The 25,490-nt window shown below is 39.5% G+C and carries 22 protein-coding genes; 1 reads left to right on the top strand and 21 read right to left on the bottom strand.

What is annotated here, in order from left to right; translation table 11 throughout:
- Positions 1 to 142: 142 nt before the first annotated feature.
- The 11 genes from lpxD to spoIIID all read right to left on the bottom strand — a co-directional run bounded on the left by lpxD (position 143) and on the right by spoIIID (position 13,739).
- Positions 143 to 1,183, bottom strand: a complete 1,041-nt coding sequence (lpxD, locus tag GM661_RS02315) for a UDP-3-O-(3-hydroxymyristoyl)glucosamine N-acyltransferase (protein WP_230868568.1) — start codon at positions 1,181 to 1,183, stop codon at positions 143 to 145.
- Complete coding sequence (locus tag GM661_RS02310) at positions 1,170 to 1,613, bottom strand: OmpH family outer membrane protein (RefSeq protein WP_230868567.1); 444 nt, start codon at positions 1,611 to 1,613, stop codon at positions 1,170 to 1,172. The genes lpxD and GM661_RS02310 overlap by 14 nt, the downstream gene beginning before the upstream one ends.
- Positions 1,614 to 2,576 (bottom strand): coiled-coil domain-containing protein, encoded by a 963-nt coding sequence (locus GM661_RS02305; protein ID WP_230868566.1) that lies wholly within the window; start codon positions 2,574 to 2,576, stop codon positions 1,614 to 1,616.
- 15 nt (positions 2,577 to 2,591) lie between these two features.
- Entirely contained in the window at positions 2,592 to 3,116 is a 525-nt protein-coding gene (locus tag GM661_RS02300) for an OmpH family outer membrane protein (RefSeq protein WP_230868565.1), read from the bottom strand.
- A gap of 21 nt (positions 3,117 to 3,137) precedes the next feature.
- Entirely contained in the window at positions 3,138 to 4,847 is a 1,710-nt protein-coding gene (locus GM661_RS02295; RefSeq protein WP_230868564.1) for a BamA/OMP85 family outer membrane protein, read from the bottom strand.
- A 1-nt stretch (position 4,848) separates the two neighbouring features.
- Positions 4,849 to 5,229 carry a hypothetical protein gene (locus GM661_RS02290; protein ID WP_230868563.1) on the bottom strand — a complete coding sequence of 127 codons (381 nt, stop codon included), beginning with the start codon at positions 5,227 to 5,229 and terminating at the stop codon, positions 4,849 to 4,851.
- A gap of 190 nt (positions 5,230 to 5,419) precedes the next feature.
- A complete protein-coding gene (locus GM661_RS02285; protein ID WP_230868562.1) occupies positions 5,420 to 6,016 on the bottom strand; it encodes a sigma-70 family RNA polymerase sigma factor in 597 nt (198 codons plus the stop codon).
- Positions 6,017 to 6,028: 12 nt separating this feature from the next.
- Positions 6,029 to 10,192, bottom strand: coding sequence for a translocation/assembly module TamB domain-containing protein (locus tag GM661_RS02280; RefSeq protein ID WP_230868561.1), 4,164 nt, complete (start codon positions 10,190 to 10,192; stop codon positions 6,029 to 6,031).
- Positions 10,193 to 10,444: 252 nt separating this feature from the next.
- The gene (locus GM661_RS02275; protein ID WP_230868560.1) at positions 10,445 to 12,190 is read right to left on the bottom strand and encodes a SpoIVB peptidase S55 domain-containing protein; all 1,746 of its coding nucleotides are present in this window, start codon (positions 12,188 to 12,190) and stop codon (positions 10,445 to 10,447) included.
- A 36-nt stretch (positions 12,191 to 12,226) separates the two neighbouring features.
- The gene (gene mreB, locus GM661_RS02270) at positions 12,227 to 13,255 is read right to left on the bottom strand and encodes a rod shape-determining protein (protein ID WP_230868559.1); all 1,029 of its coding nucleotides are present in this window, start codon (positions 13,253 to 13,255) and stop codon (positions 12,227 to 12,229) included.
- Positions 13,256 to 13,481: 226 nt separating this feature from the next.
- Entirely contained in the window at positions 13,482 to 13,739 is a 258-nt protein-coding gene (spoIIID, locus tag GM661_RS02265; protein WP_164522114.1) for a sporulation transcriptional regulator SpoIIID, read from the bottom strand.
- A 265-nt stretch (positions 13,740 to 14,004) separates the two neighbouring features.
- Here spoIIID and GM661_RS02260 point away from each other — a divergent pair, with 265 nt between their 5' ends.
- Complete coding sequence (locus GM661_RS02260) at positions 14,005 to 15,684, top strand: carbon starvation CstA family protein (RefSeq protein ID WP_230868558.1); 1,680 nt, start codon at positions 14,005 to 14,007, stop codon at positions 15,682 to 15,684.
- 277 nt (positions 15,685 to 15,961) lie between these two features.
- Here the strand turns inward: GM661_RS02260 and GM661_RS02255 are convergent, their stop codons facing one another.
- The 10 genes from GM661_RS02255 to atpF all read right to left on the bottom strand — a co-directional run bounded on the left by GM661_RS02255 (position 15,962) and on the right by atpF (position 25,338).
- A complete protein-coding gene (locus GM661_RS02255; protein ID WP_230868557.1) occupies positions 15,962 to 16,789 on the bottom strand; it encodes a M23 family metallopeptidase in 828 nt (275 codons plus the stop codon).
- A gap of 55 nt (positions 16,790 to 16,844) precedes the next feature.
- A complete protein-coding gene (gene spoIID, locus GM661_RS02250; RefSeq protein ID WP_230868556.1) occupies positions 16,845 to 17,798 on the bottom strand; it encodes a stage II sporulation protein D in 954 nt (317 codons plus the stop codon).
- A 72-nt stretch (positions 17,799 to 17,870) separates the two neighbouring features.
- Positions 17,871 to 19,118, bottom strand: a complete 1,248-nt coding sequence (locus GM661_RS02245) for a UDP-N-acetylglucosamine 1-carboxyvinyltransferase (RefSeq protein WP_125987782.1) — start codon at positions 19,116 to 19,118, stop codon at positions 17,871 to 17,873.
- Between the two features lie 146 nt (positions 19,119 to 19,264).
- Entirely contained in the window at positions 19,265 to 19,819 is a 555-nt protein-coding gene (locus GM661_RS02240; protein WP_230868555.1) for a YueI family protein, read from the bottom strand.
- A gap of 103 nt (positions 19,820 to 19,922) precedes the next feature.
- Positions 19,923 to 20,336, bottom strand: coding sequence for a F0F1 ATP synthase subunit epsilon (locus GM661_RS02235; protein WP_230868554.1), 414 nt, complete (start codon positions 20,334 to 20,336; stop codon positions 19,923 to 19,925).
- 3 nt (positions 20,337 to 20,339) lie between these two features.
- Entirely contained in the window at positions 20,340 to 21,791 is a 1,452-nt protein-coding gene (gene atpD, locus GM661_RS02230) for a F0F1 ATP synthase subunit beta (RefSeq protein ID WP_230868553.1), read from the bottom strand.
- 22 nt (positions 21,792 to 21,813) lie between these two features.
- Positions 21,814 to 22,680: an ATP synthase F1 subunit gamma gene (gene atpG, locus GM661_RS02225; RefSeq protein ID WP_230868552.1), complete on the bottom strand. Its 867-nt coding sequence runs from the start codon at positions 22,678 to 22,680 to the stop codon at positions 21,814 to 21,816.
- Positions 22,680 to 24,269, bottom strand: a complete 1,590-nt coding sequence (gene atpA / locus GM661_RS02220) for a F0F1 ATP synthase subunit alpha (protein ID WP_230868551.1) — start codon at positions 24,267 to 24,269, stop codon at positions 22,680 to 22,682. The genes atpG and atpA overlap by 1 nt, the downstream gene beginning before the upstream one ends.
- A 5-nt stretch (positions 24,270 to 24,274) precedes the next feature.
- A complete protein-coding gene (atpH, locus tag GM661_RS02215; RefSeq protein WP_230868550.1) occupies positions 24,275 to 24,835 on the bottom strand; it encodes an ATP synthase F1 subunit delta in 561 nt (186 codons plus the stop codon).
- Positions 24,832 to 25,338: a F0F1 ATP synthase subunit B gene (atpF, locus tag GM661_RS02210; RefSeq protein WP_230868549.1), complete on the bottom strand. Its 507-nt coding sequence runs from the start codon at positions 25,336 to 25,338 to the stop codon at positions 24,832 to 24,834. Before atpF ends, atpH begins: the two co-directional genes overlap by 4 nt.
- Between the last annotated feature and the right edge of the window lie 152 nt (positions 25,339 to 25,490).

Below are 25,490 nucleotides of genomic sequence, written 5' to 3'. Positions count from 1 at the left end.
AGTGAAGTGAGTTTATTTTGTTGCTAATTGGCTTAAGGAGGAGATGGCAACCTTACGGAGTACCTGTGGTGAAATTAGCTTTTTTAGTGAATGAATATATGACAAAATAGGCTGGGCATTTATAAATTTAACAAAAAGTTTATTAATTAAGTTTCTTTTCTAATTCTCCTATCCTCTTCTCCAACTTACTTATCCTCTTTAAAAGCTGAGGCATTTTTCGCCTGGCAGCCTGTTCACGTAATTCCTTTTTATGATCCTGGGCTGGGCTGCCCGAATAAAAAACACCTGATGGGGTGTCTTTAGTTATTACACTAGCAGAAGCAACAGTAGTATTATCCCCTATCTCCAGGTGACCTACAACACCGGTTTTGCCGCCAAGTGTAACCCTTCTTCCAGTCTTACTACTACCAGCGATACCCACCTGAGCCACCAGTAGGTTTTCTTCACCAATTTGAACATTATGAGCTAATTGGATAAGATTATCTGTCTTGGTCCCTCTGCCGATAACAGTAGGACCGCTTGTCCCCCGGTCAATAGTCACATTGGCCCCTATCTCTACATCATCTTCAATAATTACCTTCCCCAGCTGGGGTATTTTATGGTGGCCGTCCTGGTCAGTCACAAAACCATAGCCATCTGAACCAATCACTGTTCCACTATGGATCATAACCTTTTTGCCGATTACTGTGTCATATTCGACTACAACTCCAGGGTGAAGTATACTACTCTCTCCCACCTTTACCCCGGCACCAATATAAACACCAGGGGCCAGGATTACATGGTCAGCTATTTCAGCCCCCTCATCAATCACTACATAGGGATGGATAGAGACATTTTCTCCAATTACAACCGAATCAGCAATTGTCGATGTCGGGTCTATCCCCGGCCTATAAAAAACATTCGGGGCAAAAACAGCAGCTATTCTGGCAAAAGCCAGACGCGGTTTTTTAACTACAATCATATTCTTCCCTTTAGCTGTAAAACCATCAGGCACAATTACAGCCCCGGCTTTTGACTTTAAAGCCTCGGAGAGGTATTGCTCTGTTTCGGCAAAAGTAATAGTCTCAGCTGTACTCTCACTAACCCCGGAAACACCATATATAAGATAGGCCGGGTCACCCAGCACTTTACCATTAACCCGCCGGGCTAGTTCAGTAATACTAAGACCCTCATTCTCTGTCATTATCACTACCTTCTTCCTCATCATATTTGCTATCAAGCATTTCAACCAGCTTTTCAGTAATATCGAGACCACCATAATAAACACTGTCTTTATATAAAACTGTGTCTATATTTTTATCCTTTCTTATTTCCTCAATAACCACTTTTACTTCTTCATTAAAACTGTTCTCTAATCTCTGTTTATTACTAAGGTATTCCTGATAAACCCGTTCTAGATGGTTCTGGTCTTCTTCTTCATCCTCTTGCTGACTGTATTCTTCTTCCAGGGTATTACCTATATTAAGCAGTTCCTCCTGCAATTCCTGAGCTCTTCTACTTCTGGCCAGTACTTCTTCTATATCCAGTACCGCAATCTCAGGTGAGCGCGAGGTACAACCAGCCAGTAAGACAAACGATATACTGATACCTAACAAAATAATCTTTTTTAACATCTATTTAATCACTTCCTTCTCCAGTTTAGCAATTTGTGACTGGAGGGTAAGATAATCATTCCTTATCTCCCTGACTAAATTCTCCAGTAATACAATCTCTTCTTTGCTTCGTTCACTTAATTCCCTACGCCTTTGTACCATTTCCTCATTTAGCAGCACTTCCTGTTCAGCAATAAAACCCTCCAATGCCTGCTCATTAGAAAGCAGTTTACTGTTTATCTCACGCTTCATCTCCTGTTCCATTTTCTCCTGCAGCTCAAGGAAGTCCTCGTCAAATTCCTGTCTTAAGCGGCTGGTTTCTTCCTGAAGACTCTCATTCATTTGATCTTCTTTAGCCTTGACCGCTTCCTCCTGACTCTGCTCCAGGCCAGTTATTTTATCCTTATAAGCCCTCTCTTCTTCCTCACTAAGCTCCAGAGCCAGGAGTTTAAGACGGTAATTTAAAGTTTCCTTATGGTAATTATCAAGTAGCTGCTGCTGATAATCTGCTAGTTCCTGCCTTTTTTTATCCTTATATCCTTCGATTAATTCATCAAGTCTTTGCTCATAAGATTCCTTCTTAACCAGTATTTTTTCCTGATATTCCTGCCTTTTTTCTTCTCTAAAATTCTCAAAAGAAACTTCCAGTTCTTTTTTAAAATCAAGAATTTCTTCTTCATATTTTCCTCTGATTTCTGCCAGTTCTTCTTCAACAATTAGCTCCAGAGCAGCCTTTTTATTATTTAAGAGCTTTTCCTGATTTCTTAACCTTGCCAGCTGATTGCGGAGGTTTTCTCTCTTAAGGCTTATCTCCTCACTCAGTTGCCCAGCAGGATTATCTGTTAAATAATTATCCAGCACTGTCCTGATATTCACACTTTCAGGAGATGCCGTCCCTGATGAAACAAGATAAAACAGACCCAGTCCAGCAATTCCAAGTATAACTGCCACAACTGTCAAAATTCTGAATATTCCCTTCAACATCTCCTGCCTCCTTTTTTAATCCCCAGTTAATTCATCTGATAATTCTTCTTCTGTTGCATCAAGTGGTTCCTGTAATGACCCCTGCTGTTTATTAATATAATCTATGACATCCTGGGTCAAATCATAACCACCATAGAAAATACTCTGTTTATCAACCACTAACTTAACTTCTTTCTCCTCAGCTACATCTACTATAGCTGCTTTGATTTGATCAATAATACCCTCGATTAATTCCTGCTCCTGCTGACTCAATTTAGTCTGGTATTCCTGCAACATTTCCTGCTGCTGAGCCTCTGGCAGGTCACTGGCTTTCTCCTCTAATTCAGCCTGCATATCCTGGGCAAGCATATTGAGTTCCTCCTCGGCAGAAGCCTTACCTGGATGAACATTAAAAACAGTCCAGAGGTCAACATAGGCAATCCTGCCTTTAGCATCATCCCCTGCCGCTATATTAGTTTGTGGATAAACCAAAACCAGAAATCCAGTAATTATTAATATTAATCCAATTACTACTGCAAATTTAGGCCTGTAATTTTGCATCTTATTCCCCTTCCTCTTTTACTAAAATGTATTACCAATACTGAAATGAGGTTGTCCTTCACCATCTTCATTGAAACCATAGTCTAATCTAATCTGGCCTAAGAATGTATCCATTCTAATTCCCAAACCAGTCGAATAGTGTAGGTCATCAAGCTGTATATCCCGGTAAGAATCCCAGGTATTACCACCATCAGCAAAGAGCACACCAGTAAAATTCTCAGTAATTGGTATTCTATACTCCAGATTTACCAAAAGCATATCATCACCAGTAAAAGAACCTTTATCATAACCACGTATTGTCTCTGACCCACCTAATCTATATTTTTCAAGCTCTGGCAGATCCCCATCACTAAAACCTGTCTGTAAGCGGAGTGCCCAGGCCTGGTTACCTTTAAAACCATTGTAAAATCTCCTGAAATCAGTCCTGTATTTAACAAAATCGGCATCCCCACCAAGGAAGTGACCGGCATATTCTAATGATAGAACATCTATACCACCACCAGTAGGATTAAAGGGATGATTGGTGGTATCTCTACTGGTCTGTAGAGTAATACTACGCAGATCAATATCTTCAGGGTCATTTTCATAAGTCTTACCATCTTTTGTATATTCCTTATCTTCCCAATCAAGCTTTGATTTTTCAACCTTAAATTTAATTCTACCATTCCATTCCTCTGTCAGGGGATGTCCCAGGGAAATACTCCCCCCTGATTTATCAACATCATAATCCCCTTTAACAGAATCCTCAGAACTATATGATTTATCATAAACCCCTATTCCAAAAGAAGTCGGTGTTCCCAAAACCCATGGTTCGTAAAAGTTAATCTCATAATTTGTTGTGCTGCCAAATTCCCAGTCAAAACCAAGGGTCTGGCCGTTACCAAAAAGGTTTCTTTCCTGAACTGTAATAAAACCACCCCAGCCTTTTCCCTCTGCTGTACTATAAGAAACACCAAAATTAAAGCGGCCTGTTCGACCCTCAGTTACCTCCAGAATTACATTAGCAGTATTTTTCTCAAAATCTACCCTTTCTAGTTTAGGATTTATATCTTCAAAGTAATTTAATCTGACCAGTTGACGAAAGGACTCCTGGAGTTCTTTAATATTAATTACATCACCTTTTTTAAAATCAAATTCACGGCGGATAACAAAATCCTTTGTTTTTTCATTACCCTCTATGATTAGTTCATTTAAATAACCCTCATTAATTTCAAAGCTAACTACACCATTATCATCTATGTCAATATCTTTTAAAACCGCCAGGACATAACCAGCCTCCTGATATAATCGTTCAATAGCTTTTCTACTTTCAAGTATAGCATTATGGTTTAATATCTCACCTTTGACCAGTTTTATTTCCTTCATTAATTCCTGATCACTATATGATTCATTACCTTTAATAATAATATCTTCTACAAGCGGGTATTCAGACAGTTCAAAAATAGCCTTTAAGCCAGCATTATAGACTTCAAAAGATACCTTTACATCCTGAAAATATCCAGTATCATAGAGCTTCTGCATATCATTCTTTATTTTTTCTTCATCAAGCAATTCACCAGCTTCAGTACTGATTAAGGATCTAATCTCCTCATCGGAGACCCTTTCATTCCCTTCGAAGGCAATCGCTGTAATAAATTGAAGGTTCTGCTCTAATAGCTCATTCTCTGCCATAGTAACACCTGAAAATAATATAAGATTACATAATATAATAAGTACCAAGAAATGCTTCACATTACTTCCCCCTATTCAAATTATTATTAACAGATAGATCAACACTGATTAAACGTATATTACCCCTGTCTGTCAGTCGAACACTCTGTTGATACCCTTCGGTCAGCTTTAATTCTACCGGCTCCAGCTGGGGATCACCTCTAAAAAAGAAAACAAAAGCAATCGCAGCCATTAAGAACAGACTAAAAGTAAGAGCCAGTGGAAATTTTCTGGACGGCCACCTATTTCGAGAAGAATAACTCCTTTCCCAGGCCTTACGTGTCTCTGCTTCGGCAAGGGAAAGAAAAAACTCACCTTCTACCAGATCACCAGACTCAATCTTTTTTTCTGCACGGCACAGCCAATCACGGGCATAAGAAATATGTCTCATAATCCCAAGCACTCCTAAACCCACCCCTTTAATAATTACTCAATTTAGCTAATCTCCTATCTTCTACTATTAATATCCTTCTAAGCCTTATATTTTTGACTGCTCACATTTTTATAAAAACAGCCATTTAAGTTGTTTAGCTGTAATTATATGCAATACACACCAAGTTTGTACTGTTTTACTTCTGTTTGCTGTACAATGTTTACTTATTCCACTGATGAATAAAAGTAGCTAGTTTACCCCGAAGCCTTCTAACGGCTTTTTTCTGTAGGCGGTAAAGGTAAGACAGGCTTATTCCCATTTCTGCAGCAGCCAGTTCTGCCTTTTTACTATCCAGGAAACGCTTGTTAATAACCTGTCTTTCCTTAGAGGGTAAGCCTTTGACAAGCTCTTTAACCCTGTCAGCCAGTATTGACCTTTCTACAGTTTCCTCCAGTTTCTCAGGAAGGATATCTCCCATAACAGGGAATTTTCTGGCCCTACTACCTTTATTAAGGTAATCAATAATTCTACCCCTGATATGATAAACAGCAAAGGTAGAAAACCTGGTATTAAATCCTGGTCTATAGGAATCAACAGCATCTATCAACCCTAGATTGCCCTCCTGGATCAGGTCCATAAATACTCCCCGATCAGCCTTAAACTGCTGGACAAGTTTAAAGACCAGAGGCTGGTAATAGCTAATCAACTCCTGGCGGGCCTCCTGCTCATTCTCATTTTTATATCTAAACCATAAGGCTTGTTCTTCTTCAGATGTAGGTAATTTTAAATCCCTTATCTTTTTTAAATATTCCTTCATCTCTATCTCCTTTTAAAAGTTAAATCCGGTCTCAAAACCAATGGAATAAGCATTATCCTCAAATAGGTCTCCCTTAATAATAAAATTGTCATCTAGATAATACTTTAATGAAAACTGATTATCCCTCTTACCACCAGGTCCCAGGGTTGTTGAATACTGTAAATAAATATCATCCCCAAAATATTCTCCTAGATAAAGAGTCATCTCCTGAGCAAACCCCAGATTATAGGTGTCAATCTCAAATTCATCAAGACTAAAGGCCTCCTTAACCCCAAATTCTATCTCTTTTAAGATATCTAATTGAATATAGTCTCGTATATAGCGATAAATCTCCTGACTAAAAACCCCACTGAGATTACCTGCCACAAACTCCCCAATGCCTCCAGACCTGGTTAGTAAAGACATTATTTCCTCTTCACTCAGGGTAGGCTCTGATGTAAAGGTAGTTATCATCTGACCAGGCAGTCCTTTAAATTGTACCTCTATCCTGTTACCATCAATCCTGGTCCAGGCCTTGACATCTAAATTCGGGAGTAATTCTTCATACCTATTAAACTCTGCAGTAGCCTCTTCCAGAAAAAATTTATTGTTGTAATAGCTTAAGGTCCCCTGTTCACTACTAAGCTCCCCCTCAAACTGAAGGTTTCCATTAATATTTAGGAGGCGAAAACTACCACTCTGTATCAGTATATCAAAATACTTGTTTCTTAAATAAACATCTTCATCTGGATAAAGGGTGAGGTCTAGATAAATTTCCCCCTTAGCATCTCCTGACGGCCATTTGATTGGAATGCCTATCTCCAGATCATGTGTAATGATATCACCCTGAATAAATGGTCTGCTAAAAGAACCAATAATCTTAAGCCTGGGGTCAATCTCTCCATCAAATGAACCATAATCAAGGGGAATATCATCTCCATATATACTGAGGTGGTAATTGTCATCTCTGCTAAAGGGCCTGATCTTACCCTCTATGATAATGTCCCCCTTACCAGACTTACCTTTTAAACGAGGAATAGAAATAGTCTCTCCTGAGAATAACACTTCACCATGTAGCCCGGAAATCTTTAGATAGTCACTATTAAAACCAACACCCTCCAGGGCTAATCTACCGTTAAATTGCGGGTCATCAATTAGCCCACTGAGTGATATATTACCATTGACAAATCCCCTTATCCTGGGCAAGGAAGGAAAGTAATCCCCCACTACCCGGAGTGGAAAACCCTGAAAATCTGCCTTGAGGTCATATTCACCAGCAGTTTTTTTAACAGGTATGTACCCACTAAAGGTTAACGTCCTATCTGCTGAATCAGTCAGAACCTGCTCCAGATACAGAAGACCTGTCTGAGTAAAGCTTAAATTACCTTTAATACTCTCGATAGTACTATTACCTATACTAGCATCCAGGAGAAAGGTAGCCAGTTTCAATTGATAGGAATCAAAATTACCGGTGATTTCACCCTGGAAGTCCAGTTTGCCCTTAAGGTTAATATCCCTATCGATAATAGCTGGTATCTGCTCTATCTCAACCCCCTGCCCCTTTAATTTAAGATTAAAACCATCTTTAATATCTCCGATCATAGTAACAGTACCCTGGGATTCCTCTGCCCCAAAAAAGGAGAGGTCTACCTCTGCCTCAGGGGTAGTAATTGAACCACCTACTACCACACTACCACTGAAATAATAGTCTTCTGGAATAGGAAGTCCGGTATAATATCTGTTTAGCAGGTCCTTAATCTTCCCTCTTTCTGTCTCCAGTATAAGGTCTAGCTTTATATCCTTACTTAGATTAGTCAGCTTACCGTGTATATTATAATCATCAGAACCACAGCGCAGATAAGAGTTCGTTATTATTATTTTATCATCACTATAAGATAATTCACCAACCAGACCATCAATCATATAATTATTATATATAATACTATCAGCAACTATTAGTCCATTTAATTCCGGATTGCTTAGTTTTCCTGTCATAGTTCCTTTAATGCTGGCATCTCCCTTTAAAGCCATCTCAGGTAAATACTCTTCAAAGTCAAGTTCATTCAAAATAAAATCAAGGTTTATTTCCTCTTCTATAATCTCTCCTTCAGCTGTCAGATGGGTTCTGTCTCTGTGAAGGTCAAGATCTTCAAGCAGCAGAGTATTATCCCCCCAGCTAAACAAAGCACTTAGCCTATCAAGTGAATATGAGAAATTCTGGTATACTAAAGATGTCTCCTGTGAAAAAACCTCCCCTTTAATTTCGGGTGAAGTAAAACTGCCGCTGATACCCAATGATAAATCAAATAAGCCCTCCAGTGGTATTGACATACCACTTATTTTAGCTAAATCATGATAAGGTAAATCCTCAATCATAATACTGGCCTGTAGTGAAGGCATTAAGTTACCACTGGCCTCTACTGCCGCCCCCTGATATTCACAGCTTAAAGCAGGTACTGACAGCTTGTCTTCAATATATTCTGCCCTGAAATTTAGATTGCTGAATTGGTATTTATCCAGCATACCATTATCTATAGAAATTCGGGCTGTCATCTCAGGTTTATCTAGATAACCATCTACTCTACCCTTGATACTGGCCAGACCTTTTAGAGAGAGTTTGTCATCTAAAAGTGGGGTTAACAGAGATAAATCCAGTTGACTGTTCTCATAGGAAAAAGCCAGTTTCTTATTAAGTAAATTTAATTCCCCTGAGAAGTTCATATTACCATAAGGGGTCTTTACTAACCCCTGCTGGATAAGCAAAGCCTTCTGGGATAACCAGAACTGACCTTCAATCAGGTCAAGTCTATAGTCTTTCACAGCTGAATTATTAATCCTAAAATCCCCCAGAAGATTTAATCTATCAAGGTCTAATCCCTGACCACTTATACTGCTGTTAATATCTATTTTCCCTGTAGCAGTTGGCAGCTTATAGTCAGGCAGATATTCTTCCACTAAACCCAGGTCAATATTTTTACCCTGCAGGTCAATACTATACTCCAGTTTATCCTGTTTAATTAGACCAGAGGCAGAAAAATAGCTCTCCTGGTTTATATTAAGATTGAAATAGTCCAGATATAAGAAACCATCATGATAACGCATTACAGTATCTAAACCAGCAATCTCCTGTTTCCACGGCTGTTCTCTATTAAATAGCTCACCATCAGATAGGGAGTAATCCAGTTGTAGTTCAGGTGATGACAGATCACCAGCTATTAATAATTCGACCATCCCGGTACCACTGATAGGTAGATACTCCTTTAAGATATCTATTCTCTCAGGATTAAAATCACTTGAATATACCCTGGCAAATATCTCAGGGGTATCTCTGCTAAAATCTAGACTACCGCTAAGCTGTACTGCTGTTTTAAAAAAATTTAGATAGAGGCCGTTTAACTGCAGCTGCTGACTGGCTGAATCAAATAGAATCTCTCCACTTAAATCATTAAACACCTCATCATCCAGGTAATCAGTACAGGAGATAAGCCCTTCAACCCCATCAAGAAGCAGCCGGCCGGAATAATCCCGAACAGCAACCCCCTTACCCTGAAAAATCAGCTCAAGACTTCCCTGACCTGTTAAATTCTGTATAGACCCCTGTTGTTCACTAAAGATTTTCTCCAGAGGACTACTTAATTTCGCTAAATCAAGAAAACCTGTTTTAAGGTCACCCTGCCAGCCCTCTTCATCAATAAGCAGTGCCAGATCCAGTTTTTCCAGCCTTATTTCCTGTCCCTCACCTGAATACTGGACAGTACCATCCTGAACAATTAACTGTACTGGCTTTTTCCCTGAAGGAAGATAATCCTTAATTACCTGATCAACTGTACCAGCATCCCCTGTAGCTTGATTTTTGACATTAAGAACAGGATTGATAAATTTAATCTGTTTAATACCATCAATAATCTTTTTCTGGCTGAAAATTAATTCCAGGGGATTATAATATAGTTTTACCTCCGGGGAAGAAAAACTTATATTATCATGATCAAGCAAAACCTCTGTATCATATAAAGACAGAGCAGTAAATGACCAGAAATCAATACTACCTACTTCAATCTTAAGTTGGTAAACCTCATCTATATAATTAATGATTTCTTCTTTCAGATCTATTATCTCTGTTGAAACCTTCATAATAAAAACAGCAGTCAGGATAAAAAACATCAGTAAGGACAGATAGATTATTGATTTTGTTTTCATAAATTACTGTCCCCCCAATAGCTAACTTTCCATATTACATAATATTATACTTAGGCTATTAAATCAACTATTTAGACAGGTAGTTAATGGAAAACCCTGAGGATAATCCCCAGGGTTATTTTACACAAATTCCTAAGCCCTATTCTCCTTTTTCTACTCTTTCCTCTGTTATGTCAGGGGTGTTTTTACTATTTATATCCTTTATATTAATATCTAGAGATAGGTTTCCTTCCAATACATAATCTGTTTCAACTATTCCTTTATTTCTGTCTCTTCTATTTCCCTATTATCTATTCTTTCTTCCTCTTCTTTGGGTTCTTGATCAGGGGCAGCTGTATTCTCCGGTGACTCCTCTTTATTTTCTTTCCTTTCATCTTCTTGATCTCCAGCTTCATGACCCTGTTTATGCTCATCTTCAGCTTCAATATCATCAGGTGTATATCCTGGATAGACCTGTATGATTAAATCATTATTTTTTGGTTTTTCCAGATAATCCTCGATAATAGAAGGAAAATCCTTATATCCCTGTACAACTGCCTGATTAAGATCATCCTCCTGGGTAGAATCCTCTGGGAGATGCTGATATGACTGTCCGGTAAATCCGCCATCTATTACCATACTGGCCATACCGGGTTGGGTATCCTCAGGTATCTCAATCTTTACATTTTTAGTAAAAACCTCTCCCCGGTAGGGATGAAGAATAACCTCAACTTCTACCTGATCACCTGGCCTAATCTCCTGATTAATAACTCTAGCCTCCTGAACCAGGGCAACCTGGGCAGTATGGTCTACCTCTACATCATATTGTATATCTATCAAATTAACCTCCTGAAAGGGATTACCAGTTATTATATCCATTACCTGATAAAGATCTAGCAGGGCCAGAGAGGCAATATCACGCCTGCTGTAATACATATTCTCTCTTTCTATAGACAGGGCAGGCAGACCATTAGCTGTGATCTTAAACCTCGTCCTGGCTGTACCTTCACCAATCCTATCTAAAGTAGCATCAAGTGATTCCAGACCAATATTGGTAACTAGAGAGGTTATCAGGTCTTCATCACGTATTAGCTGGGCATTTACCTTGTTTTCAACTTCCCGTTCCTGATCAAAGACCCGTATTCTCAGGGGAATTACCCGGGAGTATTTCTTAAGCTTTCCAGCAATACCAGCGCCTCTATCAACTGTAATTGACCCCAAAAGTTCTTTATTCGGAGAGCCTAATTTAAAAGGCTGCTGCATACTGGGGATAACACCCCTAATAGTGGCACTACTTAACATATAATCTACCTCACCTTTATTGAAAAAAGGGTGACCAAAGGCAAGAATATTACCACTTTCATCAAGATAGCTTACTGTTCCAATAGAACCGATATTGATATCACCCCTGACCAGTTGTACAGCAACAGCACTACCTGGTTCAAGCTTAGTCTTAAACTCTGCCCGGCCTCCAGTAGAAACATTATAGGGAGTAAGCTCTAAACCAAGGCTCTCCAGGTCTTTTTTTAATCTATCAAAAGACCTACCTGTTAAACCACTTACTAATAATGGGGTTGATAACCCTCTTTCAGCTAAATTACTATTCTCTATACCTTCATTATCTTCACTATTTATTAAGGTCAGCATGTCTTCAATAGGTGTTACCAGGGCATAATTGCCCTCGCTAAAACTCCATCCATAACCAATAGCACCTATCAATTTGCCTTCAATATAGACAGGGCTACCGCTCATTCCAGCGGCTATCCCACCTATTTCATCTATCTTTTCACCACCTGCCCTGATCAATATCAAATCCCTGTTTAATCCCTGATCAGGCATAATATCTATTATTTCAACCGGAAATTCCTCTACCTTATCACCGTAAAAAACCGTCTTTGCTTTACCCTGCATACCTGCTTCTATCTCTGTAAGGGGCATAATCTCTTCAGCAACAGAAAAACCACTAATAAGTATCATAATCAATAATACAAACATAAAGTGTTTTATTTTAAAACGCAAAACATCAAATCCCTTCTAATTACTTTTGCTAATTTTTTACCGCCTATATCCAACTCCATCATTGGATGTCAGTGCATCTGCTAAATTATCTATTTCTTCCAGGGCATGTCCAGTACCCTCTGCAACACAAGTCAAAGGGTCATCAGCTAAAAATACAGGAATCTCAGTTTTCTGACTAATTAATTTGGTCAAATTATTCAATAAAGAGCCTCCACCTGTCATAATAATTCCCCTGTCCATAATATCTGATGATAATTCAGGTGGAGTCTGTTCCAGAACACGGGTTACAGCTGCTATAATAGCATTTATTGGCTCTTGAAAAGCCTCTACAGTCTCCTCTGACGTAATATTCAAATTTTTAGGAAGACCAGTAAGGACACTCCTGCCTCTTACTTCAAATTCCCTGCTTTCTTCTACAAAGGCTGACCCGATCGTTGTTTTAATCTCTTCAGCAGTCTTATCCCCAATAATAAGGTTATACTTATCCCTAATATAACGGATAACAGCCTCATCAAAGCGGTCACCGCCAATTCTCAGGGACTCACTGACAACTATTCCTCCCAGGGAAATAACTGCTATCTCTGATGTGCCACCACCAATATCTATGACCATACTACCCCGTGGTTCTTCAATCGGCAGGCCAGCACCAATGGCTGCTGCCAGCGGTTCTTCGATTAAAAAGGTCTTTCTGGCCCCTACCTGCATAGCTGATTCAATAACAGCCCTTTTTTCAACACCTGTAATACCAACTGGTATACAAACCATCACAATTGGTTTAAAGAGTCTGCGCCTCTTTACGGCAGCAGTAATGAAGTGTTTTAACATTAATTCTGTAACATCAAAATCAGCTATAACCCCATCCTTTAAAGGCCTTATAGCCACAATATTCCCTGGTGTCCTCCCGAGCATCCTCCTGGCTTCTGTCCCCACAGCAACGACTTTATTGGTTTCAGTATCCATCGCTACAACCGATGGTTCTTGTACGACAATACCCTTTCCTTTTTCATATACTAAAATATTCGCTGTACCTAGATCTATCCCTATTTTTTTGGAAAGCCCTAGCATCTTATCCAACTCCCCTCATTTGCATAACTCTAAGAGCCTGTTCGAAAAGTATCAGTATATACCGCCGGGGATTATATATCCCTTCACTCAACGGTAACACCTTAACTTCGTTCAGGGATATATAATCCCCTATTCATGCCTTTTCGAACACACACTCTAAATATTATATTCTAGGTTTATCATTTTTCTCCTGCATCATAATGATAAAGAATATGCGACATTTTACCTAATTATTCTTCAAATTCTTATATTTCCTTTTAGTTGCTTCACCACCCCTGATATGACGTTCTGCTTTATTAAACTCAAGAACTTTTTTCACCCGGGAAGCAAGCTCAGCATCAATACGTGTTAAGCGCTCGGTAACATCTTTATGAATTGTACTCTTGCTAACACCATAGATTTTTGCTGTCTGCCGGACAGTGGCCCGTGTTTCATAAATATAGTTTGCCACCTCTATTACCCTTTCTCTAATATAATCCTTCAATCTTAATTCCCCCCAGATCAAATACCCAATACTAATTAATTTATATGCAGGGGTTAAGGTGAAATATACCAAAGGCATCTTTAATCAGTAAATTTATATCTATTTTTTACAGTAATATCTATTTTTTAGCAGGAGTTTATTGTTTGATGCAGAACCTTATAATGGGGATTAAGTTATATTATGGTAGTTACTTAAGGTCTGAAAGGAGGATTGTTCAAAGAAGCTGGCTGCCATAAACAAAACAAATTAAGGAGGATTTAATTTTATGGGTTCGATTTTAATTGCTTTAGGTACCTTTGTTGGTTTTATTATTGCCTATAATTTCTATGGGAAGTATATCAGTACCAGGATATTTGAAGTGAATCCAGCTAATGAAACACCATCCCATCAATATAAAGATGGTGTTGATTATGTCCCAACAAGCAGCCCTATCCTATTTGGTCATCATTTCACATCTATTGCTGGCGCTGCTCCAATAGTCGGTCCTGCTATTGCCGTGATCTGGGGCTGGGTTCCAGCTATATTGTGGGTAATTTTCGGTTCAATCTTTCTGGGTGCTGTCCATGACTTTAGTTCCTTAATGATCTCTGCCCGAAATGAAGGTAAAAGCATCGGTGAAATCAGTGGTAATATTGTTAATAACAGGGTGCGTACTCTCTTCTTATTATTTATATTTTTTACACTACTAATCCTAATTGCCGTTTTTGCTTTAATTATTGCTATCTTGTTTGAAACATATCCACAGAGTGTTTTTCCGGTCTGGATGGAAATTCCAATAGCTATAACCCTGGGCTTTCTGGTTTATAAGAAAGGCAAAAATGTACTAATACCTTCACTAATTGCCCTGGCACTTATGTATGTAACTATCTGGATAGGTATTTATCTGCCTTTTAAAATGCCTGCCATACTAGGCCTATCACCCAGAATGGTCTGGGTTATTATCTTAATGATTTATGCCTATATTGCTTCTGTATTACCTGTCTGGACACTTTTACAAGCAAGAGATTTTATTAACTCCCATGAATTAATGGTCGGGCTTATTTTGATTATTGCTGGTTTATTTATTGCCAGACCAGAGATTGTAGCACCAGCCTTTAACCACAATGCGGCTGGAGCACCACCTATTATACCCTTCTTGTTTATTACTATTGCCTGTGGGGCTATCTCTGGTTTCCACTCCACTGTTTCCTCTGGTACAACAGTTAAACAATTGGAAAGTGAAAAAGATGCCCGCTTTATTGGTTATGGTGGTATGCTGGCTGAGGGAATTTTAGCTACTATAACTATCCTGGTTTGTATTGCCGGATTTGCCTCTTTAGAGGCCTGGACCTCTCACTATGCCAGCTGGAGTGCTGCTAATGGATTGGCTGCCAAGGTTAGTGCCTTTGTAGAAGGGGGTTCTTCCTTCCTGACAAGTCTTGGTCTTACCCATACCATAGGTACGGCTATTCTCTCTGTACTAGTAGTAAGTTTTGCTGCCACAACTCTTGATAGTGCCACACGTATCCAGCGTTATGTAATATCTGAACTGGCCAGCGATTTCAAAATTAAACCACTGGCTAGCAAACATGGCGCAACACTCGTCGCTGTAATAGCTGCTTTCCTATTGGCCAGTATTAATGGTGGTGCAGGGGGTATGATTCTTTGGCCACTATTTGGTGCTGCCAATCAAATGCTGGCTGCCCTGGCCTTGCTGGTTGTGACTGTTTATCTACTTAAAAAGCAGAAACCTATCTATGTTACCATGCTGCCCTTTATTTTTATGGTCATTATCGAAACCTGGGCCCTGCTCTATAATATAAATCAATTCTATGGACAGGGTAATACCTTACTAACAACTATCGGTGCCATCCTCTTTGTACTCGAAGTCTGGATGGTTGTCGAATCCTGTAATGTCTTTAATAAGACCAGAAAAGAAGAACTCAGTAGCAATATTAGTGCCTAATATGAAGGATGACAAAGGTAGGGTAATATTAACTATTTAAGCCAGCTATTTAAAAAAGTCCCACCTGTATATATGATATATACAGGTGGGACTTTTTTAAATAAGACTCTTTCATAATAGAACTTTTGCATAATTGAATTGTTGACCAGCCGATTAAAACAGAGCACCTAGGGCACTCCCTATTTAAACAGAGAAGTTTTTGGACGGCAACAATCAATTATGCAAGACGCTTAAATATAAACTAGGCCGACAGCTGATAATATTTTTTAAAAATTTCTTATTTTATGTATTCACGGGGGTCGATCGGCCCTTCAGCATTTATCAACTGAAAATAAAGTGAGGGTTCTTCACTTAAACCTGTTGCACCAAGTCTTCCTACCTCTTGACCCTTTACCACCCTTTCCCCAGGGGAGAGAGTGGTTTTCTGCAGGTGACCATATTCTGTTTCCCAACCATTATCGTGTTGGATGGTAACCATTATCCCCTTATATTCATCCTCACGCACAGAAATTACTCGTCCCTGCTCTGCTGCCATAACCACATCACCCTTACTGCCTTCAAGTACTATCCCATGCTGATAACGCCAATCATCAAAAACCGGGTGGTAATACCAGCCAGGCTCCTGTAAGACCTGTCCTGAGACTGGTGCAAGTAGTTCTAAAGTCTGAGCCCTTATCTCATTCATTGGTTTAAGGGATTCGGTAACTACACCAGTGACATTGTCTTCAAGACCCTGATCCTGTTTTTCACCAGGTTTTTTTCCCTTTGTATCTTCCTCTCTCTCAACTTTATTCTCTTCTAAAGAATTATAGTCTAAAGAAAATTCCTTATCCTGCTGATAGGGATTATTATTTATTACAGGACCAGGTCTCTCTACCTGAACAGAACTCAGTTCTTCAACAGTAATACCTGTCTGTTTTTTTGCTGTGTCATCAACCCCTACCTCATTGAAAACAGCATATCCTATGCCTAAAAGCATGAAAAAGAGAAAAACCAGTAATACCTTTTTATAGTTGTTTTTATTTGAGGATATTTTCCTCCCTAGATCCTTTAACTGCAGTTTGATTTTCCCTTTATCAAGTTTAAACCAGTATTTTTTATCCATAAATGCCCACCTCCGGTTTTTATTCTTACCAAAAGGTGGTTAAAATATACAAAATTTATTTTTTTAATCTGCCGATCTTTGTGCCGGGGTAATAGTGTTCCAAGATCTGACGGTAATTATAACCAGCCCTGGCATAGCCATCAGCTCCATCCTGACTCATTCCCACCCCATGACCCTTACCAAAAACTGTAATTGTAAAGATATCACCTGTTCTGCTTATTTCAAATTTGTTAGATGTTAACCCCAGTAAACTACGAAAATCATTTCCGGTAATTTTTTTATCCCCAGCTGTCAACTCTATCACCCGTCCACTACTACTTCTATGGGTAAGCTCTATAAACGGGGAACTATCTTCCCCGCTCAGGCCAAGTTTGGCTCTCAATTCATCAACCCCAAAATAAAAGGTATTTAAGTAATTTTCACTCCGTTCTTGATCATATGGACTGCTTACACTCTGAAGATAGGGATGCATCTCACCCCAGACAAAAGTAGAATCTTCTGTCTGACCACCACTATTGGCATGATAAACAGCATCAATTACTTTTTCATTATAGACCAGGACTTCTCCCTCAGTCTGTTCTACGGCCCTATTAATACGGGCCCAGTTATAGAAATAGGATATAAAACCCCACTTTTCTTTCATTTCATTCTCTGATAACCAGGCCTGGTTAGAGCGGTAATCAGTAGAAATATCGGCAGCTGGGTTTTCCCGGCAGCCGGGTCCACCATAAGCAGGGAGCTGCTTAACAGTATATGTTCGGGCGGCTACAGCCTGAGCTTTCAGGGCCTCCATATGATATAAGGCAGGCATTTCCGCTGCCAGTACCCCTCTTAAGTATTCATCCAGGAGCATCTTCTCAATCTGATCACTCTGATGTTTATAGACCTTCAGCAAAATACTACCATCTCCGTCCTGTCCCCGGAAAACACCGTGCAGTAGCAGCATTGGTAGGATAATCAGAATAATAAATATACATATTATCATATAATAAGCTGTCCTGATAGACAAAAAAAACACTCCCTTATTATGAAAGTCTTAGTAATATCTATGACTTTACCTAAAGGAGTAGAACCCGCTTTATTAGTTTATTTTACGAATGTTTCCACCCAGTTGTGCCAGTTTTTTCTCGATGTTTTCATAACCCCTTTCAATATGGTAGATATCCCTTATTTCAGTATCACCCTGGGCAACAAGTCCTGCAAGTATAAGTGCTGCACCAGCCCTAAGGTCAGTTGCTGTTACCTCAGCACCTGTTAGATTACTTGGTTTCAGCAGTGCACTATGACCGTCGATCTTTATATCTGCACCCATACGTTTTAACTCATCAACATGCATAAAACGGTTTTCCCAGACCGTTTCTATCACCAGACTGGTTCCATCTGCCTGGGTCAGCAAAACCATAATCTGGGACTGCAAATCTGTTGGGAATCCTGGATAGGGTAATGTCTTAATATCAACCGCCTTTATTCTACCATTGCCTTTTATATAAACCCCTGAGATATCCTCTTTTAACTCTACTCCCATCTCATGGAGTTTAGCAATTAAGGGTTTAACATGTTCAGCTAATACATTCCTGACAAAAACATCACCATTATTAAGAGCGGCAGCCATCATAAAGGTACCTGCTTCTATCCGGTCAGGTATAATCCTATGTTCCTCACCATGCAGTGATTTGACACCCTCTATTTTGATAATATCTGTTCCTACACCCTTTATTTTCGCCCCCATAACAGTAAGAAAATTTGCCAGATCAACTATTTCAGGTTCACGGGCAGCATTCTCAATAATTGTCTGTCCCTCAGCTTTACAGGCAGCCAGCATAATATTAATAGTAGCTCCCACACTCGGATAATCAAGGTATATCCGGTCACCGGTCAATTTACTCGTTTTAACTTCAACAATCCCATGATCCAGTTTTACTTCTGAACCCATCGCCTTAAAACCCTTAAGGTGTAAATCAATCGGACGGTTACCGATACTACATCCACCCGGCAGGCTTGTTCTGGCCCACCCGTTTTTAGCTAGCAGGACTCCTAAAATGTAATAAGAGGCCCTTAATTTCCTGGCGATTTCGTGGTCAGCCTCAAGACCGTTAAGCCCTCTGGGGTCTATTAATAGTTCATTACCATTTCGCTCTACATGTCCACCCATTTTTTTTATAATATAACATAGATTTTTTACATCAAGTAGGTCAGGAATATCAAGTAACCTACTGGGTTCATCTGCCAGAAGAGCTGCGGCAATAATTGGCAAGGCTGCATTTTTAGCCCCACTAACTTTTATCTCGCCTTTTAGTGGCGTTCCACCAGTTATTAAAAATTTACCCACTTTTAAAGCCCCTTCCTTCTATCCTATAAAGAAGACACACCAATATTGTATGCACTTTATAATAATTCGTGATAAAGAGTAAAAATCCTTTAGTAAATTAATTAAAAAATATGCTTTTTAATTATTTTGACCTAAAATTCAGTATATCAATGATCTTTACAGATACATTCTGTTCCTAATAAACGGTCTACTAGACTTAATTTGCTGTAATTAATCAATTCGGCAGGCGCCTTTTCTTCTAATTGACGGTAGCAATCATGACATAATTTAGCGCCAACATTCTCAATAATTTTATCAGATATACCTCTAGCTTGCAAGCTCTCTGCCCTTGTTAAAACTTCCCGTTTTTTTATATCTACAGCATGGTCACTAACCACTACCAGGGCTACATCACCTTTGAAATCCGGTGAGTCTATCCGTTTAAAAAGCAGTCCATTTTTAGAGGCTAATTTAATATAGTCATTAGCTGCTGACAGCTTAACATCTCGATCAATAATTAGCTTTTTAGCCTCAGGGTGTCTAAGGGCCTCAAGTATTTCTGGGTATGTCCCTTTTTCTATAACCTGTTCATAGGTCAAATAACGAATCACACGTTCAAGATACTCCCCTAAAAAAAGATTGCGTTCTTCCTTTTTTATCTCCTTTTTACCATAAATACCTTCCATAACCTTTTCTTCTAAGCTACTTTTTTCTCTCTGCATTTTTATCACCTTTATGTATATTATTACCAGATATATTGCTTTGATACTATCAAAAAAAATAACCCCAGTTTCCTGGGGCATCCTTGTTTAGGTAATTATTTAATTATAAATCATGATGATCGACCGCTTTGATCCGTGCTAAGGCCCTCTCTAAAGCTGACTGGGCTCTGGCAAAATCTATCTGTTTACTATTATCACTCTCCAGGCGCTTTTCAGCCCGTTCCTTAGCACGTCTGGCCCGCTCAAGATCTATCTCATGGGGCAGTTCTGCAGTCCTGACTACCACATTGATCTGCTCTGGTTTTACTTCCATAAACCCATCACTAATCGGTATCCTGACATTCTCTTCTGCCTGCTTTATCTGCAGAACCCCTGTTTTTAAACCTGTTACCAGTGGGGCATGCCGGGGTAAGATACCAATTAATCCATCCATAGCTGGAGCCTCCAGCACATTAATGTCTTCACTATAGACTACATTTTCCGGGGTTACTATCTCAAGTTTTATAGTCGAAGGCATCTTCTATTCACCTTCCTTGATTCTCTCAGCTTTCTCAACTGCTTCGTCTATTGTACCAACCATGTAGAAAGCCTCTTCAGGTAAACTATCATGTTTACCATTAAGGATTTCTTTAAAACCCTGGATAGTCTCTTCAATAGATACATATACCCCGGGTTTACCGGTAAACTGTTCAGCTACATTAAAGGGCTGTGACAGGAACCTCTCTATCCGGCGGGCCCTGTTTACAACCAGTTTATCTTCATCTGAAAGTTCATCCATACCCAGTATAGCTATAATATCCTGTAGGTCCTTATACTGCTGCAATATTTCCTGTACCCGGCGGGCCACATTATAGTGTTCCTCTCCAATAATCCTGGGGTCAAGGATCCTAGAAGTAGAATCCAGTGGATCTACAGCAGGGTAAATACCTTTTTCAACTTGCGACCTGGAGAGTACTGTGGTAGCATCCAGGTGGGCAAAGGTTGTTGCCGGTGCCGGGTCTGTCAGGTCATCAGCAGGTACATAAACAGCCTGAACTGAGGTGATAGAACCCTTTTTGGTAGAGGTGATTCTTTCCTGCAAAGCCCCTACATCTGTTGCCAGGGTTGGTTGGTAACCAACAGCAGACGGCATCCTTCCTAATAAAGCTGAAACCTCTGAACCAGCCTGAATAAAGCGGAAGATGTTATCAATAAACAAGAGTACATCCTGTCCCAGTTCATCCCTGAAATATTCAGCCATAGTCAGACCGCTTAAGCCAACCCTCATTCTGGCTCCTGGGGGTTCATTCATCTGTCCAAAGACCATAGCTACTTTATCCATAACACCAGATTCCTGCATCTCCAACCAGAGGTCATTCCCTTCCCTAGTTCTCTCCCCTACACCTGAAAAGACAGAATAACCCCCATGTTCAGTAGCAATATTATTAATTAATTCCTGTATTAAGACAGTCTTACCAACTCCAGCACCACCGAAAAGCCCAACCTTACCACCACGGGCATAAGGTGCCAGTAGATCAATAACCTTGATTCCGGTTTCAAATATCTCACTAGCTGTTTCCAATTCTTCATAAGCCGGGGCCTGGCGGTGAATAGAGAGTCTTTCCTTAGTTTTAAGCTCTCCCTCTTGATCAATTGTTTCACCTAAGACATTAAAAATCCTACCTAATACCTCTTCCCCTACTGGAACAGAGATAGATTCACCTGTATCTACAGCCTGCATCCCCCGTACAAGACCATCGGTAGAAGACATAGCTACACAGCGCACCCTGTTATCACCTAATTGATGCATAACCTCAACAACCAGGTCTATTTTATTATCTGTGTCTTTATTAGGTCCACCCTGCCCCCGTTCTTTTTCACCTATAACCCTAACGGCATTATATATCTTGGGAAGATCTCCTGAAGCAAACTCAATATCAACTACAGGACCGATTACCTGTATGACCTTACCTGTATTTTGTTCTTCACTCACTGTCCTTCCTCCTTTATCGATTCTACTTAAGAGCTTCAGCTCCACTTACAATTTCAGTAAGTTCTGTGGTTATTGCTGCCTGACGGGCCCTGTTATATAGTAGAGTCAAATTATCAATTAACTCTCCAGCATTATCTGTGGCTGAATCCATGGCCGTCATTCTGGCGCCAAATTCACTGGCTTTGGCCTCCAGCAGAGCTGAATAGAGAATATTATTTATATATTTTGGTAATAAAACATCAAATACTTCATCAGGTGATGGTTCATAAATATAATCTGGTTGCTGACCAGCATGATCAGCTTCATCCAGTTCCATTAATCCTGTTAAAGGTAATAAGGGAATAACCTTAACTAGCTGGCTGATAGCTGAATTGAAGTGTGTATATACCAGGGAAATCCTATCTACTATATCCTCTTTAAATAAGGATATGATTTCATCTGAAATTTTTTTAGAAAACCAGTAATCAGGGTAATCATCAATATTGATATACTCAGAAAGAATATTATAATCCCTTTTCCGAAAGAAGTCCCGGGCATTACGCCCAATAACAATTAAAGAAACCTCTTCTTCACCCTCGAAAGACTCCCGGGCCTTGTCAACTACCCTGGCATTATAGGAACCACACAAACCCCTATCTGAATTAATAACTATATAGAGATGCCTATTTCCATTCCGTTTAGCTATTAAAGGGTGTTCTGTCGCATCACTGGTATAAAGGACAAGGTCAGTAATAATCTCCCTGGTTTTACCGAAAAAGGGCCGAGCCTTTTCCGCTTTCTCCTGGGCCCTTCTTAGCTTGGCAGCAGCTACCATTTTCATTGCCTTGGTTATTTTCTGGGTGTTCTTTACACTATTAATACGTCGCTTAATGTCACGCATCGACTGCATTATTCTTCACCCTCTTCTGCTTCTCCTAACTCCTTTGTATTCGCTTCCTCATTACTATCAACAATAATACTTTCTTCCCTGATATTAAAACTTTCTTTAAACTCGTTAATTACTTCAACTAGTTTTTTCTGATTCTCTTCTAACAGCTGACCCTCTTTTTTGATAGCCTCAGGTAATTCATCATAATTAGCCTGAACATAGTTTATAAACTCTTTCTCAAAACGTTCAATATTATCAACTGGGATATCATCCAGGTGACCATTAATAACCGTATAGATTATTAAGACCTGATCTACTACTTCCATCGGGGAGTACTGAGGCTGTTTTAAGACCTCAACAATCCTTTCCCCACGATTTAAACGGTGTTGTGTTGCCTGGTCAAGATCAGAACCAAACTGGGCAAAGGCCTCCAGTTCCCTGTATTGTGAAAGATCGAGCCTGAGTGTACCAGCAACATCATTCATCGCCTTTATCTGGGCAGCACCACCAACCCTGGAGACAGATATTCCCACATTAATAGCTGGCCTTACTCCGGCAAAAAATAACTCACTTTCCAGATAGATCTGTCCATCTGTAATAGAAATTACATTGGTAGGAATGTATGCTGAAACATCACCTGCCTGGGTCTCAATAATAGGCAGGGCTGTCAGTGAACCTCCTCCAATATCATCATTTAACCTGGCTGCCCTTTCCAGTAACCTGGAATGCAGGTAGAAAACATCACCTGGGTAAGCTTCACGTCCTGGCGGCCTCCTTAATAATAAGGAGAGTGTACGATAAGCCACCGCGTGTTTTGATAGGTCATCATAAACAACCAGGACATCTCTATTTTCTTCATACATAAAATATTCACCTATAGCACAACCAGCATATGGAGCTATGTATTGTAATGGCGCAGGCTGGCTGGCCGTAGCTGAGACAATAATGGTATAATCCATAGCCCCAAATTCAGTTAACTGTCTGGTAATTTCAGCAACTGTTGAGGCCTTTTGACCAATCGCAACATAGATACAGATTACATCTTCATCTTTTTGATTTAAGATAGTATCAATAGCTATAGCTGTTTTACCTGTCTGCCTATCACCAATAATTAATTCCCTCTGCCCTCTGCCAATTGGAACCAGAGTATCGACTGCCTTTAACCCTGTCTGTAATGGGGTATCAACAGGTTGGCGCTCAACAATACCTGGTGCCGAGGATTCTATAGCCCTGGCTCTACCAGTATTTATTGGCCCTTGACCGTCAAGGGGCTGTCCAAGTGAATTAACGACCCTACCTAATAATTCTTCACCAACAGGCACCTCTACAACCCGACCAGTCCTTTTAACTGTATTACCCTCTTCAACTAATTTTTCATCACCCAGCAGAACACAGCCAACATTATCTTCCTCCAGGTTTAAGACCATACCATATACTTCATTGGGAAACTCCAACAATTCACCAGCCATAGCATCTTCCAAACCATGCACATGGGCAATACCATCACCAACATCTAACACTGTACCGACCTCAATGGTTTCCAGGTCTTCTTCATATTTCTCTATCTGTTTTTTGATTATCGAACTGATTTCTTCTGGCCTAAGATTCATCTTAATCACACCCCCAACATACTTGACGGAACACTTTTTATATCTTCTTCTAATTTAGTCAGACCCCTTTTAATGCTGCCGTCAACTATAAAGTCATTAAATTTTAAAACCATTCCACCAATAATTTTGGGATCTGTTTTAGGATAAACAACAACCTCATAATCCAAGAGTTGATTTAGCTTATCTTTTAACTGAGCCTCTAAATCATCACCTAATTCAACAGCAGTTATAACCTCTACTTCAACAATTGCTTCCTCTCTATTAACCAGGGTTTTAAAATTATCAATTATTGATTCAATATTTTCTTCTCTCCTATTATCTATCAATAAATTAATAAAATTCAGGGTATATTCTGATGTTTCCCCTGTAAATAACTCTTTGATAATGGCTTTTTTATCTGTAGGAAGAATTCGTTTGTGAAAAAAAGCCTGTCTGAATTCACCGTTGTTTTCAATTAAATCCCATACCTGGTTTAACTCCTTCTGGAATAAGAGCAGTGAATCCTTTTCCTTACCCAATTCAAATAGGGCCTTACTATATTTTAAGGCCACTTCATTGTTTATCATTGTAGTTCACCCAACTTGTTTTTATCGAGTTTGGCAATATAGCTTTTTATCAACTGTTTATGTTTTTCCTGATCCATCTTTTCCTGTATTAATTTACTGGCTGCCAAAAGTGAAATTGAGGCAACCTCATTACGCAGCTGAGCCAAAGCTTCTTTTTTAGCCTGCTCTATCTCTGCCATTTTATTTTTCTTAATATTTTCAGCCTTTTTCTCAGCCTCTTTAATTATCTCCCTGGCCTTCTTCTTAGCCCTTGTTTCAGCATCTTCAACTATATCCTGGGATTTACTCCTGGCTGTTTTTAACTGTGCCTCATATTCTTCTTTTAATTTCTCAGCCTCTTTTCTTTCCTCCGCTGCAGCATTTAAATCCCCTTCAATCCTTGCAGCCCTCTTTTTTAACATCTCTGTAATAGGCCCATAGAGATAACGCTTTAAAAGCCACAACAGCACCAGGAAATTTATAACCTGCCACAACATAGTAGTGTTGACATTTACCAAAATCATTCACCCCCTGCAATGTTATTCAAGTTTTCCTTTTGTATTCTACATCAACAAGAACAGTAATAATCTTTTACTCAAAAACACTTTTTGTACGAAGTTAACTAGTTATCATTAACCAGACAAATATATTTACTGGACGACTCTAGAAATTATCC

The sequence above is a fragment of the Iocasia fonsfrigidae genome, from assembly GCF_017751145.1.
Classification (GTDB): Bacteria; Bacillota; Halanaerobiia; order Halanaerobiales; family DTU029; genus Iocasia; species Iocasia fonsfrigidae.
Note: the sequence above shows the minus strand (reverse complement) of the source record. Positions and strands in the feature narration are given on the sequence as shown.